The sequence below is a fragment of the Halochromatium sp. NSM3 genome, from assembly GCF_059621085.1.
This window is the reverse complement of sequence record NZ_JCAQIA010000008.1, coordinates 22,306-36,962: the sequence shown is the minus strand read 5'-3', so window position 1 is coordinate 36,962 and position 14,657 is coordinate 22,306. Positions and strand designations below refer to the sequence as shown.

Genomic DNA, 14,657 nt, shown 5'->3' with positions numbered 1-14,657 from the left:
GCATCCAGCCAGGCCGAACGACGACGAAACCCCATGCCTAGACGAAACGGGAGCCGACTCGGTCGCCGCACGCGCTCGACCCGCTCGGCGTCAGACCACCCCAGCCGCGACACAAGACCGGCGAACCGTGGCGCCTGCGCCAGTCAGCGCCGACAGCTTGCCTACGAGGCCGCGCGCATCATGCGCGAACTCGGGCTTGTCGAGCTTGATCATGGCCGCCGCAAGGCCGTCGAGCGGCTCGGCATCGGCAATAAGCGCTGTTGGCCGGACAACGCCGAGATTCAAGCGGCCCTGGAGAGCGAATATCGGCTTTTCCAACCGCACACACAGCGACGCGTCACCACGCTCCTGCGCGAGCAGGCGCTGGCGGCCATGCAGACCTTCGCCGAGTTCGAGCCGCGCTTGGTCGGGCCTTCAATCTCGGGCACGGCATCGCTCGAGCAAGGCGTGCGCCTGCACCTGTTCGCCGACGATACCCGCCCGATCGTGTTCCGACTGATCGATAAAGGCATCCCCTGGCAGGCCGGCGATAGCCAGCATCGCTACGCCGACGGCACCCGACAGACGTATCCGACCTTCGCCTTCGTCGCCGGCGAGGTGCCGATCGAACTGGTGGTGCTGCCGGATCAGGCCCGCCGCAGCCCGCCACTGAGCGCGATCTCGGAGCGCCCGGAGCGCGGTCTCGACTCCCAGGCTGTCGAGCGCCTGCTCAGCGAGCGCGAAGCCGAACCACTGGACTGATATAGCCGCTCAACCTGATCGCTTTATAGAGTCGACGATAAAGCCGCGCGACCATGGGGCCTTCGGATCCACGAGTCAGGGCGAATGACTCTATCGCTGGGCTGATATCGCTGGGCGAGTACTGGAGTTCTAGCGTTTCGAGATCGGCACGTAGTCGCGTACGCCCGGCCCGTGATAGATCTGGCGCGGACGCCCGATGCGATTGGCGGGATCGCTCATCATCTCCATCCAGTGCGAGACCCAGCCGACGGTGCGCGCGACGGCGAACATCACCGTGAACATGTTGCGCGGGATGCCGAGCGCGCGATAGATGATGCCGGAGTAGAAGTCGACGTTCGGATAGAGCTTGCGCTCGACAAAGTATTCGTCGTTGAGCGCGATCTCCTCGAGCTTGACCGCCAGCTCGAGCAGCGGGCTGTCCGAGGCCCCCGGAAATTCTTCCAAGACCTGATGGCAGACCTCGCGAATGATCTTGGCGCGCGGATCATAATGCTTATAGACCCGGTGCCCGAAGCCCATCAGCCGGAAGGGGTCATCCTTATCCTTGGCCTTGTCGACGTACTTGGCGACGTTCTTCACATGGCCGATCTCCTCGAGCATATCGAGCACCGCCTCATTGGCGCCGCCGTGCGCCGGCCCCCAGAGCGAGGCGATACCAGCAGCGATGCAAGCGAAGGGATTGGCGCCGGAGCTACCGGCTAGGCGCACCGTCGAGGTACTGGCGTTCTGCTCGTGATCGGCGTGCAAGATGAACAGCAGGTTCAACGCCTTCTCGGCGAGCAAGCCGGGTTCGTAGTCATCGCAAGGGGTCGCAAACATCATGTGCAGGAAGTTCGCGCCATAGCGCAGATCATTACGTGGATACATGATCGGCTCGCCGACGAAATGCTTGTAGGCGGCGGCGGCGATGGTCGGCATCTTCGCGATCAGTCGATGCGCCGAGACTTCGCGATAGCGGGGATCATTGACGTCGATGGATTCGTGATAGAAGGCCGACAGCGAGCCAACCACGCCACAGAGGATCGCCATCGGGTGAGCATCGTAATGGAAGCCGCTGAGGAACCGTTTCAGGTTCTCATTGAGCATCGTATGGCTGGTAATCAGATGCTCGAAATGATTCAGCTCCTCTTCGCTAGGCAGATCGCCGTAAACCAATAGGTAAGCGACTTCGAGAAAGCTCGCCTTGGTCGCCAACTGCTCGATCGGATAACCGCGATAGAGCAGCACGCCCTTCTCGCCATCGATGAAGGTAATGGCGCTATGACAACTCGCGGTGGCCATGAAGCCTGGATCATAGGTGAAGAAACCGGCATCGCGGTACAGCGAGGAAATATCCAGCGCGCCCGGGCCGAGCGTACCCGTCTTCAGCGGATAGTCGAAGCTTTTACCGGCCGCCTTGTTCGTAATGGTGATGATCTGATCGGCCATAGAGGTCTCTCCCGTCTGTCAGTCACGCCCAAACGCAACACCCTGTTCTCGGGCAAGCGCCAAGGAGGATATTCAGCCTGATGATCAAAGGCCCTAGAGCCTCTGGAAAGAGCGATCCTGATTCTACGCGAGATCGACGGCCGCCATCCGAGCAGTCACAGGGAGTGAGATAGCCTGCAAGATGCCGCTCCCAAGGCGGGAGTCCGGCAAGCGAGTGCGCTGGCGGCGAGAGCATCGACACTTGGCACCGGGCAGCATGCACGGCCAAGCGTCGATGAGCCTGCGCTCAGCCTGGACCTCAGTCGGCGCTGGGAGCCGCTACGCGGGCGACACCGCTGGCCACCGCCGCTTGTGCAACGGCGGATGAGACGGCCTCGCGCAAGCGCGGATCCAACGGCTTGGGGATGATGTAGTCCGGTCCGCGGTTCAGCGCATCGAGCCCATAGGCCTCGAGCACCGATGCCGGCACCGGCTCCTTGGTCAAATCCTTGAGCGCATGCACGGCCGCGATACACATCGGCATATTGATGCGCGAGGCGCGTACATCGAGCGCGCCGCGGAAGATGAACGGGAAGCCGAGCACATTATTGACCTGATTCGGATAGTCCGAGCGACCCGTGGCCATGATCAGATCGTCACGCACCTTCAGCGCCACCTCGGGACGGATCTCGGGCACCGGATTCGAGAGCGCGAAGACCACCGGCTGCGGCGCCATCGCCGCGAGCATCTCTGCGCTGACCAAGTCTGGCCCCGATAGCCCGATGAACACATCAGCACCCGCGAAGGCATCGGCGAGCGTGCGCCGGTCGGTCTCGACCGCGATCTCCGTCTTGTGCCGATTGAGATCGGTACGCCCGCGATGGATCACGCCCTTGCGATCGACAGTGAGGATCTTCTCTGGGTTAGCACCCAACTCGATCAGTAGCTTGATCGACGCAATGCCGGCGGCACCCGCGCCGAGCACGACCATGCGCGCATCGGCCAGCGCCTTGCCTTGCATCTCGAGCGCATTGAGCAGGCCAGCGGCAATGATGATCGCGGTGCCATGCTGATCGTCGTGGAAGACCGGGATATCGAGGCGCTCGATCAGCGCCTGCTCAACATCGAAGCAATGCGGCGCCGCGAGGTCTTCGAGGTTGATGCCGCCGAAGGTCGGCGCAATTCGCGCCACCGTCTCGATGAAATCCTCCGGCGTCTCGGCATCGACCTCGATATCGAACACATCGATATCGGCAAAGCGCTTGAACAGCACCGCCTTACCTTCCATCACCGGCTTGCCAGCGAGGGCGCCGACGTTGCCGAGCCCGAGCACCGCAGTGCCATCGGTGATCACCGCCACCAGGTTACCCCGGTTGGTATAGCGGTAGGCATCCTCGGCGTTGGCCTGGATGCGCCGTACCGGCTCGGCGACGCCGGGCGTGTAGGCGAGCGAGAGGTCGCGTTGCGTGGCCGCTGACTTGGTGATCTCGATCGCGGTCTTTCCCGGCCTCGGCGTCTCGTGATACACGAGCGCGGCGGCGTTCAGATCAGCATCGGCGTCGGGTTGTTGGTGATGTGACATGGAGCTAGCGACGCCTCAGCGGCCGTACTTACGACGGAACTTATCGACCCGTCCGCCGGTGTCGAGAATCTTCTGTTTACCGGTGTAGAACGGATGGCACGCGGAACAGACCTCGACATGCAGTTCGTCTTTCAACGTCGAGCGCGTGTTGAACGTGTTACCGCAACTGCAGAGGACTTTAACGTCCTGATATTCTGGGTGGATGCCTTCTTTCATGGCCTGCCTGCTCCGAATCGGCTCTCTTGTCAGGTTAATCGACGAAGCATAGCGCGCGAACGCTAGCTCCGCAAGTCACCGGTCAGGCCAGCCCCTGATTCAGTGCCTTCGGGCCAAGCTCGTCGATCACCCGCTCCAGAGAGCGCCTAGACAACACGCCCGCACCGCCCCAATCCACCGCTCGACCAAGGTTACAAGACCCCCCGGATCAGGCTATTGTTGATGGAGACCCCTGACCTTCATCCCCCGAGGCCCCCGATGCTGATCACCTTTAAGACCCCCGCCCATGCCGACATCACCATGTTCGGTGACATTGCCAAGACCCTCATCCAGATGATGGGACATAGCGGCTCGGTGCCAGGCGCCCTCCTCGCCGAGGACATACCGGCCGCCCTCGAGCAACTAAAGGCTGCGGTGGACGCGAATCCGGATGCGCCGCTCGATCCACAGCGCGACGAGGAGCGCGACGATGACGGCCGCGCTCACAGCGTGAGCCTCAAGCACCGGGCGCTGCCCTTGATCGACCTCCTCGAAGCCGCCGCGCGCGACGAGCAGAACGTGATCTGGGATGACTGAGGCCGATCCCGCTTAGAAATGCGGCTTGTCGGGCTCGGACTCGAACATCTCAACGCTGGCCATGATCTCGGCGCGGGCCTCCTCGCGACCACCCCAACCACCGACGCGGACCCACTTGCCCTCGTCCAGATCCTTGTAGTGCTCGAAGAAGTGGGCGATCTGATCGAGCAGATGCGGGGGCATATCGCGGAAGCTCTCGATGTTGCGGTAGCCTTTGAACAGCTTATCGATCGGTAGCGCCAGGATCTTGGCGTCATCGCCGGACTCATCGGTCATCTTCAGCACCCCGATGGGCCGGCACTGGATCACCGAACCCGAGATCAACGGGTAAGGCGTCACCACCATCACATCCACCGGGTCGCCGTCGGCCGACAGGGTGTGCGGTACATAGCCGTAGTTGCAGGGATAATGCATCGCGGTCGACATGAAGCGGTCGACGAACATCGCGCCAGTCCCCTTGTCCATCTCGTACTTGACCGGCTCCGAGTGCGACGGGATCTCGATGATCACGTTGATCTCGTTCGGGATATTGTCTCCGCGTGGGACGCGCTGCAGGTCCATAATCAGTCTCCGGATTCAGGCTCGATGAGGTCGCGGCACAGAGACCGCGCCCGATAAAAGCCGCACAGCATAGCCCGAACGCGCCGCGACGGGTAGCGGTGCGCTCGGCATGCACCGCGTTACAGCAGCGGCACCATCAAGAGCGCGACGAGCGTGATGAGCTTGATCACCGGATTGATCGCCGTGCCAGCGGTATCCTTGTAGGGGTCGCCGACGCTATCACCGGTCACCGCAGCCGCATGCGCCTCCCCGCCCTTGCCGCCGAGATGACCGGCCTCGATGTATTGCTTGGCATTGTCCCAGGCGCCACCACCGGCGGTCATCGAGATCGCGACAAACAGGCCGGTGATGATGGTGCCAATCAACAGACCGCCGAGCGCCAAGGCGCCGGCATCGCCACCCACCAACCATTGCATGCCAAACCCGATCGCCAAGGGCACCGCCACCGGCAGCAACGACGGAATCACCATCTCCTTGATCGTGGCCTTGCTCAGCCTCTTCACCAGGCGCACAGCGTCCGCTCTGTACGCAGGGGGGGCCATGTTGTCCGGCACCTCAAGGCCTTGCCGACGCACCTCCTCGACGAGACCCACCGCTGTTCGAGCGACCGCTTCCATGGCCATGGCGCTGAATAGATAAGGCACCAAACCGCCGATCAAGAGGCCGATCAACACGATGGGGTCGTCCAAGGTAAACGACAGGCACCCGCCCTCAGCCGCCAAGCTGTAGGTGAAATCGGCAAACAGCACCAGCGCCACCAGCGCCGCCGAGCCGATGGCGAAGCCCTTGGTCATCGCCTTGGTACTGTTACCCACGACATCGAGCGATGCGGTGACGGCGCGCACCGGCTCACTCATCTCCGCCAACTCGGCGATCCCCGCAGCGGTATCGGCGATCAGCCCAAAGCTGTTCAAGGCTAGAATGATGCCGGTCATCGAGAGCATCGTGGTCGCGGCGATCGCGAGCCCGTAGACCCCAGCCATCTCGTGGGCCACCCAGATCGCGGCGCAAATCACCAACGCCGGCGCCGCAGTCGAGCGCATCGAAACCCCCAGGCCGGCGATGACATTGGTCGCGTGTCCCGTACTCGAGGCCTTGGCGATCCCGCGCACCGGCGCATAGTCGGTGCCGGTATAGTATTCGCTGATCACCGCCATCAGCCCCGTCAGCCACAGACCCACGGCCGCCGCGCCCAGCACGCCCCAACGGCTGAGTTCGGCATCCATCGCTTGCAGCGTGAAGGTCGCGGGCAAATACAGCCAAGTCAGCGGCACGAAGAGGATGAAGGCGAGCACCCCGGAGGCCGTCGTCCCCTTATAGAGCGCGGTCATGATCCGGCTGTCACTGGGCTCGAGCTTGACGAAAAAGATCCCCACCACCGAGGCGAGCACCGAAACGCCGCCGAGCATCAACGGATAGACGATGGCGTTCGCGGCATCCTCGCCAAGCAGCAGACCACCAAGGAACATGCTGGCCACCAGGGTGAGCACATAGGTCTCGAACAGATCTGCGGCCATCCCCACGCCGTCGCCGACCTGATCGCCCACCATGTCGGCAATCGCCACCGGATGATGCCGGTGGTCCTCGCACGGGTCGGCCTCGACCTTGTCGACGATAGCGGCGCCGACATCCGCGCCCTTACTGAAGATGCCACCGCCGAGCCGCGCAAAGAGGGAACTCAGCGAGCCACCAAAGGCGAGCCCGAGCAGCGCGTGCAGCGCCCGCATCTGCCCTTCCATGTCGCCGGGATCAGGCGGCGCCAACACCATGTAGTAACCGACCACGCCGAGCAGCGCGAGCCCGACCACCAGCAGGCCGGTGATCGCCCCACCACGCAAGGCGACCTGCAACGCCGGCTCGATGCCCTTGCGCGCGGCCTCGGCCGTGCGCAGATTGGCGCGCGTCGAGACCAGCATGCCCAGGTAGCCCGCCACGCCCGACAACAGGGCACCGATGAGAAAACCGATGCCTGTCTCGAGCCCGAACCAGTGCGACAGACCGACCATCATCAGCACGCCGATCACCGCCACCACGAGGTATTGGCGATGGAGATACGCGGAGGCGCCGGCCCGAATGGCCTTGGCGACCGCTCGCATGCGGTCGTTGCCCGGCGGCCGGGAGAGCACCCAGCGCACCAGGATGAGTCCATGGCCAAGCGCGACGAGCGCGCAGAACAGCGCAAAAATCAAACCCAGCGACATGGGCAGCGTCTCCCGGCCAACTCCGGATCAGAGCCCTGGATCAGAGCAGAGTGTAGGAGATCGTCACCCCAGTCATCACGATGGCGACGATACTCATCAGCTTGATCAGGATGTTCAGACTCGGCCCCGAGGTGTCCTTAAAGGGGTCGCCAATGGTGTCGCCGATCACCGAGGCGCGATGTGCCGGCGAACTCTTGCCGCCATGATGACCGGCCTCGATGTACTTCTTGGCGTTGTCCCAGGCGCCGCCGGCATTGGACAGGAACACCGCGAGCACGAAGCCGGTCGACAAGCCTCCGGCGAGCAGGCCAATGACACCGGCGACGCCGAACAGCAGGCCAACCAGCACGGGCGCCGCGATCGCGATCAGCGACGGAATCACCATCTCGCGCTGTGCGCCGACGGTTGAGATCGCCACGCAGCGCTCGTAATCGGGCTCCGAGGTGCCATTGAGAATGCCCGGATTCTCGCGGAACTGACGCCGCACCTCCTCGACCATGGTCTGCGCTGCCCGACCCACAGCCTGCACCGTCAGCCCGCTGAAGGTAAAGGCGACCATGGCGCCAAGGAACAGGGTGATCAGCACCGTCGGATTGAGCAAGGTGACCTGGTAGTAAGCCATGAAGTCGATCAGGGTCGCCTCGGCGGTCGCCACGCTGATGCCGTGACCGACTTCGAGCACGGTCTGCCCGGCGCTGATCATCTCGATGCGGATCACCTCGATATAGGAGGCGATCAGCGCCAGCGCGGTCAGCGCCGCCGAGCCGATCGCAAAGCCCTTACCCGTCGCGGCGGTGGTATTACCGAGCGAGTCCAGCGCGTCGGTGCGCTCGCGTACCTCCGGCCCGAGCCCGCTCATCTCGGCATTACCGCCGGCGTTATCGGCGATCGGCCCATAGGCATCGCTCGCCAGCGTGATGCCGAGGGTCGAGAGCATGCCGACTGCGGCAATCGCGATGCCGTACAGCCCTTGCCCCATTTGCGCCGGATCGAAGCCCGAGGCGAACAGGTAGGCGAGCATGGTGCCGGTCGCCACCGCCAGCACCGGGATCACGGTCGAGAGCATGCCGACGCCGATGCCGGCGATGATGGTGGTCGCCGCGCCGCTCTCGGCCGCCGCAGCGATGCTGCGCGTCGGCTTGAACGACGGCGAGGTCGAATACTCGGTCGAGCGCCCGATGACCAACCCCGTTACCAGACCAGCGACCACCGCGCCCCAGATGCCCCAGGGGTTCTCGATGCCGAGCAGCCAGAGCACCACCGCCGAGGCCACCACGATCAACGCCGCGCTGGTATTGATGCCTTTCGACAGCGCCCCGAGCAACTCCTTCTGATCGGCGCCTTCGCGCGTCTTGACCAAGAACACGCCGAGCACCGAGAGCATGATGCCGATGCCGGCAATCGCCATCGGCGCGGCGATCGCCTTCATCTGCATCGCCGGATCGGCGACGAAGGCCGCCGCGCCGAGCGCCGAGGCGGCGAGGATCGAGCCGCAGTAGGACTCGAACAGGTCCGCGCCCATGCCGGCGACATCGCCGACGTTATCACCAACGTTATCGGCGATGACCGCCGGGTTGCGCGGATCGTCCTCGGGGATGCCAGCCTCGACCTTACCCACCAGGTCGGCGCCGACATCGGCCGCCTTGGTGTAGATGCCGCCGCCGACACGGGCGAACAGCGCTTGCAGCGAGGCGCCCATGCTGAAGGTCAGCACCGTGGTGGTAACCAGCACCAAATAGGCACCTTGGGTCGAATCGCCGGGCGTGAACAGATCGATGAGCACGAACCAGAACGCCAGATTGCCTAAGCCGAGACCGACCACCACCAGCCCCATCACCGCGCCGCTGCGAAAGGCGACGTTGAGTGCTCCAGCCAGCGAGGTTCTCGCTGCGGCCGTGGTCCGCGTCGAGGCCAGGGTCGCGGTCTGCATGCCGAAATAACCGGCCAGCGCGGAGAAGAAGCCACCAAAAATGAAGGTGACCGGAAGCCAAGGATTCTGCACCCCGAGCCCATAGGCCAGATAGGCAAAGAGGCCGGCCACCAGGGCGAAGACCACCAGCATGATCTTGTACTGCTGGCGCAGATAGGCCATGGCGCCCTTGCGTACATGGGCGCCGATCTCGCGCATGGTCTCGGTGCCTTCGTCCTGGCCGCGCATCTCCTTGAAGAAGCGCCAGGCGAAGTAGAGCGCGAACAGGGAAGCGAGCGGAGCGAGCCAAAAGATGGGTTCGTTCATGGTTCCACGTCTACAGCAATAAAGCGCCGCGCACGGACCGTGGCACGGCAAGAAAGTGCTCAATCAAAATGGGCAATCTGCGCCGAGCGCCACCAATCGTAATGGGTCGACTGCAACGCCTCCCGGCTCGGGAAGGGATAATAGGCGAAGTCCTCATGGTCGCCGACATAAAAGCCGGTCTGCACCATGCGATACAGAACCCCATCACGCACATGCTTGATCACCAGCTTGCTGTCCTTGGTATTGGTGCCGAAATCCGCAAGCACATCACGCAGATGCGAGATGTAGCGATAGGGCAGATCGTCTGTCTTGCCGTTGAGCGGATCATAGGCGAGCTCGCCGAGCTTCAGATCCGAGAAGACGATGCGCGGCAGATTCACCGGATGTTGCGGATCGGTGATCGAGTGGCAGAACGCCTGCGGCTCGAGCCGGCTCGCCACCATTGGGCTCTTCGGGCAGAACTCCTGGTAGAGATGCAACGGGTGCTCGCTGTCCGGACTGTAGGGCGCACGCTCTAGCTCGAGCGTGCGGCCATCATCGGTCACCAGATAGAGGTTGCCGATGGCCGAGACTGGAATCCGCGCCAGCACATTGTAGATCCCCAGATAGACCGACGACTTCGGCGCCCCATCCGGCTGGGTCACGCAGCGCTCGTCGGCGAGCGAGAACGCGAAATCCCCGGAGCGGAAGCTCGGATCGAGTTCGAAAAAGATAGCTTCCCCGAACACACGTCCACGTCTTCCAACCGCGTAGTAGGAGCCAAACTCCTTGGGCTCGAGCATGGAGGCGATCAGCGCCTCCGGGATCAAGGACAGATAGAGATGGTAATCACTCATGCGCGCGCTCCCGACCGATCGCAGCAAGAAGTCGGCTACCGCGAGCAAAGTCGCGGCAGCCATTAGAGACCTGTTTCAGAGGCGACGGAACCGCGCTCAGAGTTCGAATAGGTCGAGCTTCTTCGCCACCGGCGCGTTCTTCAAGGTCACATAGCGCGGTAGACCATTTTCGAACGGCGGATAGTCCTCGCCCTGGATCAGCGGCAACAGGTATGACTTACATGCAGCCGTGATGCTAAAGCCGTCCTCGGTGATGAACTCACGCGGCATGAATTTCTCGACGTTCGCCACTTCGGACAGCGGCGCCTTGCCGACCTGCCATTGATAAGGCTCGGCGCTGACGCGATCGATCGTCGGCATGATCGCATTCTCGCCCGCCAGTGCCAGCTCGACGGCCGCGCGCCCGGTCGCATAGGCCTGCTCGACATCGGTCTTCGACGCCAGATGCCGCGCCGCGCGCTGCAGATAATCGGCCACCGCCCAGTGGAACTTGTAGCCCAGTGCCTCCTTGATTAGGTTGGCGACCACGGGCGCGGCGCCGCCGAGCTGCGCGTGGCCGAACGCATCGCGCGTACCCTGCTCCGCGAGGAAGCGCCCATCCGGATATTTGGCCCCTTCGGAGACCACAATGGTGCAGAAGCCCTGTGCATCGACCATCGCCTTGACCCGGGCCAAGAACCGCTCCTGATCGAACTCGATCTCCGGGAACAGCACCAGCACCGGCATACCATGATCCTCGATCAGGCCACCGGCGGCGGCGATCCAACCGGCGTGGCGACCCATCACCTCGAGCACAAAGACCTTGGTCGAGGTCTTCGCCATTGAGCGCACATCGAAGCTCGCCTCGAGCGCCGAGGTCGCGATGTACTTGGCCACCGAGCCGAAGCCGGGGCAGTTGTCGGTGATCGGCAGATCGTTGTCGACCGTCTTTGGCACATGGATCGCCTGCACCGGATAGCCCATGGTCTCGGAGAGCTGGCTGATCTTGTAGCAGGTATCGGCCGAGTCGCCGCCGCCGTTGTAGAAGAAGTAGCCGATGTCGTGCGCCTTGAACACCTCGATCAGGCGCTCGTACTCACGCTTATTCGCCTCCAAGCTCTTGAGCTTATAACGGCAGGAGCCGAAAGCGCCGGACGGCGTATAGCGCAATGCCGCGATGGCATCATCAGGCTCCTGGCTCGTGTCGATCAGATCCTCGGTGAGCGCACCGATGATGCCGTTGCGCCCGGCATAGACGTTGGCGATCTGGTCCGGATGCTGGCGCGCGGTCTCGATCACGCCACAGGCGGAGGCATTGATCACGGCGGTGACACCGCCCGATTGGGCGTAGAAGGCGTTCTTCGCGGTCATGGGAATCCTCTCTCATCAAGGCGTTATCGAAGTAGGCGAACCAAGGCGAACGGCTATACACGAATCGTACCGGCTTCGGGATGCGCACGCCAATGGCGGCCATCCCCATGGTCAAATAAGTGCGAGACACGTAGAGTATGACGGTCCGATGACCTGCTCTTTCTGTTAGGAGCCCTCCAGCCCGATGCACACGACGCTACAGCATAGGCGCCAACCCCTGCTCGAGTTCGCCACCGGACTAGGCCGTAAGGCTCGCCGCTTCACCACATCCCTGCTACCGATCGATACCGGCCGGCGGGGTGACTGTAACCGCTGTGGCGAATGCTGCAAACTCCCCTACCCCTGTCCGTTCCTGCGCTACGATGCACAAGGCCTGAGTCGCTGCGCCGTCTACCACGCGCGCCCACCGAGCTGCCGCAAATACCCGCGGACCGCGCGCGAGAACCTCACGCCGGCCACCTGTGGCTACTATTTCGTTGATATCACTGATATCGGTCGCGCCCAGACCGCGACCGAGCATCCATGACAGCGGACGAGCACACCCGCTACAGCCGCCAGATACAGCTTCCAGGATTCGGCGAGCAGGCCCAGGAAAAGCTGAAGCGCGCGCGCGTGCTCATTGTCGGGCTCGGCGGTCTTGGCTCGCCGGTCGCGATGTATTTGGCCGCCGCCGGCGTCGGTCGCCTGCTGCTTGCCGACTTCGACGCTGTTGACCTCTCCAACCTACAGCGCCAGATCCTGCACGGCAGCGATCGCATCGGCTGGACCAAGGTCGACTCGGCAATCGCCACCCTGGGCGCACTCAACCCGCACTGCGAGCTGGTCCCGATCAAGCGCAGCCTGAGCCCCGCTGGGCTTGCCGACCTCAGCACCGAGGTCGACCTGATCGTCGACGCCAGCGACAACTTCCAGACCCGCTACGCCATCAATGCCGCCTGCGTCGCCGCCGGCCTCCCGCTCGTCTCCGGCGCCGCCATTCGCGCCGAGGGTCAGGTCGCGGTCTTCACCGGCCGCCCGGGCGATCCCTGTTATCAATGCCTGTACCCTGATGATGGCCAAGCAGGCGAGCGTTGCGCTCGCGAAGGCGTGCTCGCGCCGCTGGTTGGCATCATCGGCAGCATCCAAGCCACCGAAGCGATCAAGATCCTCACCGGCTACGGCGCACCGCTGCTCTCCAAGCTCCTGCTGCTCGATGCGCAGACGATGGCGACCCGCACGTTGCGCATCCCGCCCGACCCGGGCTGTCCGGTCTGCGCACGCGGCTTGCGGGTTGCGTTTCACGCGTAGACCCCTCAGGTCTCGTGTTGAAATCGATAGACCCACGCCCGGTATCCCGGCGGCGGGCGTCGCCCTCACACTCCTAGTCATCCCTCGAGGAGACTCTGATGAAGATTGGAATCGTCGGTGGAACCGGATTCGTCGGCAGTTACATCATCGATGCGCTCTTGCAGGCCGGCCACGAGCTGCGCGTGCTGACCCGCCCCGGCAGCGAGCACAAGCTCAACGCCGATCCCCACTGCACGCCCGTGCCGGGCGATGTGGCCAATGAGCAGCATATCCGCGATTGTCTCGACGGCACCGAGGCGGCCCTCTACCTGATCGGCATCCTGCGCGAGCTGCCGCAACAGGGCATCACCTTCGATGCCATGCAGCGGCGCGGCGCCGAACGCACCATCGCCATTGCCGAAGAGCTTGGGCTGAGCCGCTTCTTGTTGATGAGCGCGAACGGTGTCGATGCCGCCGAGACGCCCTATCAGACCACCAAACTCGCGGCCGAGGAGCGCCTGAAGGCCTCGTCCCTGCAGTGGACCATCTTCCGGCCGTCGGTCATCTTCGGCCCGCCGCGCGGGCGCATGGAGTTCTGCACCCAGCTCAAGGACGAGCTGATCGATAGCCCGCTGCCGGCCCCCTTGTTCTTTTCCGGCCTGTCGGCACTCGATGCCGGGGCGTTTCGGCTCGCGCCGGTGCATGTCGAGGATGTTGCCGCCGCCTTCACGACGGCCCTCACACGCGAGGATGCGAGCGGGCAGACCTATTCACTGTGCGGCCCGGACAGCCCGAGCTGGAAGGAGATCCTGAAGGCGTTGGCGAGCGCGAGTGGCAAGTCGAAGCTGATGCTGCCGGCGCCGGCCCTAGTGCTCGAGCCGGTGGCGGCAGTGCTCGGGCGCTTCAGTTGGTTCCCGGTCACGCGCGATCAGCTGCGCATGCTGTTGGCCGGCAATACCTGTAGCGACGACGGGCTTGCGCGGCTCGGGATTGCCGGGCGTGCCTTCGATCAGTCGAATCTGGCCTATCTCGCGAGGCCCTGACACCCAGGAAAGGACACCAAGGCGAGTGAGCCGGGCTGGCGTGGCGGCGATCACCATCCCCAGCCCGCACCCCGTTAGCGGTCTCCCGGATTAAGCCGATCATGTCTGACCAAGGTCTATCCAGGATCTCGACGACAGGCCCTCAGGCCGCCTGTTCCTCGGTGCTCGGCCGGCGTTGGTCGGGGCGCAACGTCGGCGTGAAATAGACATCGGCCTCATCAAGGTCGATGTCGTTCCCTTTGCCATCGACCAACGGCTGCTCGTAGTCCTTCCAGCCGCGCACGCCGGTCTGCAGCGAGACGACATTGGTGTAGCCGAGCACCTGCAGTGAGTTTGCCGCGAGGATGCTGCGATGACCGGAACGGCACACGACCACGATCTCGCGCTCGCGTGCGCTTGCCAGCTCGGGTTCGGTCTCCTCGTACTCCCATTCGCAGGCCGACTCGAGGATGCCGCGCGGCACGTTCATCGAGCCAGCGATGTGCATGGCGGCGAATTCGTCCGGCTCGCGCACATCGAGGATCAGCAGATCGGGATTGGCCTCGAGCCGTTCCGCGAGATCCCAGGGCAGGATCTCGCGGACATCGGTCAGACAGTGGCGGATCAGTTGCAGATAATTCTTCATCGCTATTCGGGTCTCGT

The 14,657-nt window shown here is 63.6% G+C and carries 14 protein-coding genes; 5 read left to right on the top strand and 9 right to left on the bottom strand.

The genetic code is table 11. From position 1 onward, the window contains the following. Positions 1 to 33 precede the first annotated feature (33 nt). Entirely contained in the window at positions 34 to 741 is a 708-nt protein-coding gene (locus AC54T3_RS05270) for a hypothetical protein (RefSeq protein WP_496622941.1), read from the top strand. Positions 742 to 870: 129 nt separating this feature from the next. Here the strand turns inward: AC54T3_RS05270 and AC54T3_RS05265 are convergent, their stop codons facing one another. The 3 genes from AC54T3_RS05265 to rpmE all read right to left on the bottom strand — a co-directional run bounded on the left by AC54T3_RS05265 (position 871) and on the right by rpmE (position 3,946). Beyond that, complete coding sequence (locus tag AC54T3_RS05265) at positions 871 to 2,169, bottom strand: citrate synthase (RefSeq protein ID WP_496622939.1); 1,299 nt, start codon at positions 2,167 to 2,169, stop codon at positions 871 to 873. Between the two features lie 298 nt (positions 2,170 to 2,467). Then, on the bottom strand, positions 2,468 to 3,730 hold the full coding sequence (locus tag AC54T3_RS05260; RefSeq protein ID WP_496622937.1) for a malic enzyme-like NAD(P)-binding protein: 1,263 nt from the start codon (positions 3,728 to 3,730) through the stop codon (positions 2,468 to 2,470). Positions 3,731 to 3,745: 15 nt separating this feature from the next. Next, positions 3,746 to 3,946: a 50S ribosomal protein L31 gene (gene rpmE / locus AC54T3_RS05255; RefSeq protein WP_201246582.1), complete on the bottom strand. Its 201-nt coding sequence runs from the start codon at positions 3,944 to 3,946 to the stop codon at positions 3,746 to 3,748. 258 nt (positions 3,947 to 4,204) lie between these two features. Here rpmE and AC54T3_RS05250 point away from each other — a divergent pair, with 258 nt between their 5' ends. Next, a complete protein-coding gene (locus tag AC54T3_RS05250) occupies positions 4,205 to 4,522 on the top strand; it encodes a DUF1840 domain-containing protein (protein ID WP_496622934.1) in 318 nt (105 codons plus the stop codon). 12 nt (positions 4,523 to 4,534) lie between these two features. Here AC54T3_RS05250 and ppa read toward each other — a convergent pair whose 3' ends face one another. From ppa to AC54T3_RS05225, 5 genes are all read right to left on the bottom strand, one after another. Next, positions 4,535 to 5,083, bottom strand: a complete 549-nt coding sequence (gene ppa / locus AC54T3_RS05245; RefSeq protein ID WP_496622932.1) for an inorganic diphosphatase — start codon at positions 5,081 to 5,083, stop codon at positions 4,535 to 4,537. Between the two features lie 119 nt (positions 5,084 to 5,202). Further along, positions 5,203 to 7,284 (bottom strand): sodium-translocating pyrophosphatase, encoded by a 2,082-nt coding sequence (locus AC54T3_RS05240; protein WP_496622930.1) that lies wholly within the window; start codon positions 7,282 to 7,284, stop codon positions 5,203 to 5,205. A 40-nt stretch (positions 7,285 to 7,324) separates the two neighbouring features. Next, positions 7,325 to 9,520, bottom strand: a complete 2,196-nt coding sequence (locus tag AC54T3_RS05235; protein WP_496622928.1) for a sodium-translocating pyrophosphatase — start codon at positions 9,518 to 9,520, stop codon at positions 7,325 to 7,327. A 59-nt stretch (positions 9,521 to 9,579) separates the two neighbouring features. Then, on the bottom strand, positions 9,580 to 10,356 hold the full coding sequence (locus AC54T3_RS05230) for a hypothetical protein (protein WP_496622926.1): 777 nt from the start codon (positions 10,354 to 10,356) through the stop codon (positions 9,580 to 9,582). A gap of 96 nt (positions 10,357 to 10,452) precedes the next feature. Beyond that, complete coding sequence (locus tag AC54T3_RS05225) at positions 10,453 to 11,706, bottom strand: 6-phosphofructokinase (RefSeq protein WP_496622924.1); 1,254 nt, start codon at positions 11,704 to 11,706, stop codon at positions 10,453 to 10,455. 184 nt (positions 11,707 to 11,890) lie between these two features. Here AC54T3_RS05225 and AC54T3_RS05220 point away from each other — a divergent pair, with 184 nt between their 5' ends. From AC54T3_RS05220 to AC54T3_RS05210, 3 genes are all read left to right on the top strand, one after another. Beyond that, the gene (locus tag AC54T3_RS05220) at positions 11,891 to 12,232 is read left to right on the top strand and encodes a hypothetical protein (RefSeq protein ID WP_496622922.1); all 342 of its coding nucleotides are present in this window, start codon (positions 11,891 to 11,893) and stop codon (positions 12,230 to 12,232) included. After that, positions 12,229 to 12,993, top strand: a complete 765-nt coding sequence (locus tag AC54T3_RS05215) for a HesA/MoeB/ThiF family protein (RefSeq protein ID WP_496622920.1) — start codon at positions 12,229 to 12,231, stop codon at positions 12,991 to 12,993. Before AC54T3_RS05220 ends, AC54T3_RS05215 begins: the two co-directional genes overlap by 4 nt. A 98-nt stretch (positions 12,994 to 13,091) precedes the next feature. After that, the gene (locus AC54T3_RS05210) at positions 13,092 to 14,015 is read left to right on the top strand and encodes an NAD(P)H-binding protein (RefSeq protein WP_496622918.1); all 924 of its coding nucleotides are present in this window, start codon (positions 13,092 to 13,094) and stop codon (positions 14,013 to 14,015) included. Positions 14,016 to 14,157: 142 nt separating this feature from the next. On the opposite strand, the gene AC54T3_RS05205 is transcribed toward AC54T3_RS05210, so the two are convergent. Further along, a complete protein-coding gene (locus tag AC54T3_RS05205; RefSeq protein WP_496622916.1) occupies positions 14,158 to 14,640 on the bottom strand; it encodes a rhodanese-like domain-containing protein in 483 nt (160 codons plus the stop codon). Positions 14,641 to 14,657: the final 17 nt, after the last annotated feature.

Coding starts and splice junctions, on each gene's coding strand:
- AC54T3_RS05270 (WP_496622941.1), top strand. CDS start 34: ATGCCTAGACGAAACGGGAGCCGACTCGGTCGCCGCACGCGCTCGACC.
- AC54T3_RS05225 (WP_496622924.1), bottom strand. CDS start 11,706: ATGACCGCGAAGAACGCCTTCTACGCCCAATCGGGCGGTGTCACCGCC.
- AC54T3_RS05260 (WP_496622937.1), bottom strand. CDS start 3,730: ATGTCACATCACCAACAACCCGACGCCGATGCTGATCTGAACGCCGCC.
- AC54T3_RS05250 (WP_496622934.1), top strand. CDS start 4,205: ATGCTGATCACCTTTAAGACCCCCGCCCATGCCGACATCACCATGTTC.
- AC54T3_RS05265 (WP_496622939.1), bottom strand. CDS start 2,169: ATGGCCGATCAGATCATCACCATTACGAACAAGGCGGCCGGTAAAAGC.
- AC54T3_RS05210 (WP_496622918.1), top strand. CDS start 13,092: ATGAAGATTGGAATCGTCGGTGGAACCGGATTCGTCGGCAGTTACATC.
- AC54T3_RS05205 (WP_496622916.1), bottom strand. CDS start 14,640: ATGAAGAATTATCTGCAACTGATCCGCCACTGTCTGACCGATGTCCGC.
- AC54T3_RS05230 (WP_496622926.1), bottom strand. CDS start 10,356: ATGAGTGATTACCATCTCTATCTGTCCTTGATCCCGGAGGCGCTGATC.
- AC54T3_RS05220 (WP_496622922.1), top strand. CDS start 11,891: ATGCACACGACGCTACAGCATAGGCGCCAACCCCTGCTCGAGTTCGCC.
- AC54T3_RS05235 (WP_496622928.1), bottom strand. CDS start 9,520: ATGAACGAACCCATCTTTTGGCTCGCTCCGCTCGCTTCCCTGTTCGCG.
- ppa (WP_496622932.1), bottom strand. CDS start 5,083: ATGGACCTGCAGCGCGTCCCACGCGGAGACAATATCCCGAACGAGATC.
- AC54T3_RS05215 (WP_496622920.1), top strand. CDS start 12,229: ATGACAGCGGACGAGCACACCCGCTACAGCCGCCAGATACAGCTTCCA.
- AC54T3_RS05240 (WP_496622930.1), bottom strand. CDS start 7,284: ATGTCGCTGGGTTTGATTTTTGCGCTGTTCTGCGCGCTCGTCGCGCTT.
- rpmE (WP_201246582.1), bottom strand. CDS start 3,946: ATGAAAGAAGGCATCCACCCAGAATATCAGGACGTTAAAGTCCTCTGC.